This window comes from Oleiphilus sp. HI0132 (assembly GCF_001635845.1).
The window spans coordinates 1-2405 of the sequence record NZ_LWGJ01001209.1 but is presented as its reverse complement, the minus strand read 5'-3'; the positions used below and the strand labels follow the sequence as shown (position 1 = coordinate 2405).

The following is a 2405-nucleotide window of genomic DNA, read 5'->3' as shown; positions in this document are numbered from 1 at the left end:
GTTTATAGCTGTTTTTTAATAACTATGAGCGTATCAGGCTTGCTAGAGGCGAGCCTTGCTTTAGATCAATTGAGCTTTATTGAGTGGACTGAAGACGGCTGGCTTGAATTGGGTTAACCTAAGCTTTCTACTTGAGCAAGTTGAGAGGCTAGTTATGGCATTCACCGAAATGTCTAATGAATCGGATGCACTGAAAAAACGCTACGAGCTTATCCTGACGTCTATTGGTGAAGGTGTTTACGGTCTTGATAAAAACGGTTTAACCACTTTCGTGAATCCAGCCGCCGAACGAATGACCGGGTGGCTGGAAGAAGACCTTATTGGCAAAATAGTTCATGAGTTTCATCATCATTCCCATGAAGATGGTCGTCATTACCCAGTGCATACTTGCCCTGTCTATCAAACAGTAAAAGACGGTGTTCAGCGTGAAGTCGATAATGAGGTTTTTTGGCGCAAAGACGGTTCGCAGTTTCCTGTAGAGTATATCGCAACAGCTATTGAGCATGAGGGTGAGATAGTCGGTGCTGTGATTGTGTTTAAGGATATCTCGGAACGGAAACGCTCAGAGCGAGAGTTAAAGTCTGGGCTGCGTCAGGTAGAAGAATTGAAGGAGCAATTACAGGCCGAGAATCGCTACCTGATGGATGAGATCCAGTCTCAGCATAACTACGCCAAGATGATTGGCCAGGGGCCTGCTCTTGATCAGATTCATACGCAGATCGAGCATGTTGCACCCACCGACTCGTCTGTATTAATTCAAGGGGAAAGCGGCACGGGTAAAGAGTTGATCGCGAGGTCTATTCACGGCGCTAGCCGTCGTCGAGACCGTCCTTTAGTAAAAGTTAACTGTGGTGCTATTGCGCCGAACCTGGTTGAAAGCGAGTTGTTTGGCCATGAAAAAGGGGCCTTTACTGGCGCAGTGAAACAGCGCATTGGCCGTTTTGAATTGGCTGATGGCGGTACAATTTTTCTTGATGAGGTGGGCGAGCTGCCTTTGGATATTCAAGTAAAATTGCTAAGGGTTCTCCAGGAGGGAGAGTTTGAACGCTTAGGCAGTAGTGAAACTTTGCATGTTGATGTTCGGGTTATCGCCGCGACCAATCGTAATATGGCTGATATGCTAGAGCAGGGTGAATTTCGTAATGACCTGTATTATCGGCTTAGCGTTTTTCCTATTCAGGCACCTAGTTTACGCCAGCGAAAAGAGGACATTCCTTTACTTGTAGAGCATATTCTGAATGCTCTGAATTTAAGGTTAGCAAAAAATTTCACCCATATTTCCCCAGCGGCCTTACAGCAGTTGTGTGATTATGATTGGCCTGGCAATATCAGAGAGCTTCAAAACGTCATCGAGCGGGCTGCGATTGTTTGTACGCCACCTATTCTTGATGTTGCCCCCATCCCTTCTGCACCTAAAAAACGAAGAAACTCCCATGCAGCCGTCTTGGTGACGCTTAAAGAGGCGGAAGCAAACCATATTAAAGAGGCGCTGAGACAGACTGGCGGTATGATAGCGGGAAAGCAAGGAGCTGCTGAATTGCTTGATTTGCCACCAAGTACCCTTCGTTCCAAGATGAAAAAGCTTGGTGTTAGTGCTTAAGGTTTAGTTTGTCTAAATTTAAATGTGGGCGCGATATATCGCTTTATGGCGAAATGTCGTGTCTTAATGTCGTTTTTTAATCCTTCTTTTGAACACCTGTTCCTCTGTAAATTTTTAATAAAAACAAAGCTTTATTTGTTTTGTAGGTGCTTGGCCTAAGTGTTGCAATAGTTTTCTTAAATTGAACTATAAATTCTCTAAAGTGTTTTGATTGTCAGTAATTAATCAGCCTGAAGAGAGGCAAACAAAAGGTAGCTATATGACTTCAACTATCCCGGTTGTGGATGTCTCTGATAGTGAAGCGAAACAGAAAGATAAGACTGTCGAACATGAGCTTTATGCTTCGCGTGAAAAGATTTATGTTCGAAAGATCACCGGTTTTTTCCAAACAGTGCGTAAGCGTTCGCTTACCTTGCTGTTAGCAATGTACTTTGTTCTAGCTTGGGTAAATTATGATGGCAAACCGCTTATCTTGTTTGATTTGAGTGAGCGTAAATTTCATTTATTTGGTGCCGTCTTCTGGCCTCAGGACTTTACCTTACTGGCTTTTGCATTAATTATTTGCGCCTTTGGTCTGTTCTTTATTACCTCTCTTTTTGGTCGTGTTTGGTGTGGCTATAGTTGCCCGCAAACGGTTTGGTCATTTATGTTTATGTGGCTTGAGGATTTGTTTGAAGGAAGCCGAAACAAGCGAATCAAGTTGGTTAAAAACAAGTGGGATCTTGAAAAACTGATTAAGAAAAGCGCTAAGCACTTAAGCTGGCTGGCATTAGCTTTTGCGACCGGGCTTACCTTTGTTGGTTAT

The 2405-nt window shown here is 43.6% G+C and carries 2 protein-coding genes; both read left to right on the top strand.

The annotated features are described in order from the left end of the window. Positions 1 to 154: 154 nt before the first annotated feature. Positions 155 to 1600 carry a sigma-54-dependent Fis family transcriptional regulator gene (locus A3766_RS17590; protein WP_231882523.1) on the top strand — a complete coding sequence of 482 codons (1446 nt, stop codon included), beginning with the start codon at positions 155 to 157 and terminating at the stop codon, positions 1598 to 1600. Positions 1601 to 1811: 211 nt separating this feature from the next. Continuing rightward, positions 1812 to 2405: 4Fe-4S binding protein (locus A3766_RS17585; protein WP_231882915.1), on the top strand; the 594-nt coding region annotated here is incomplete at its 3' end.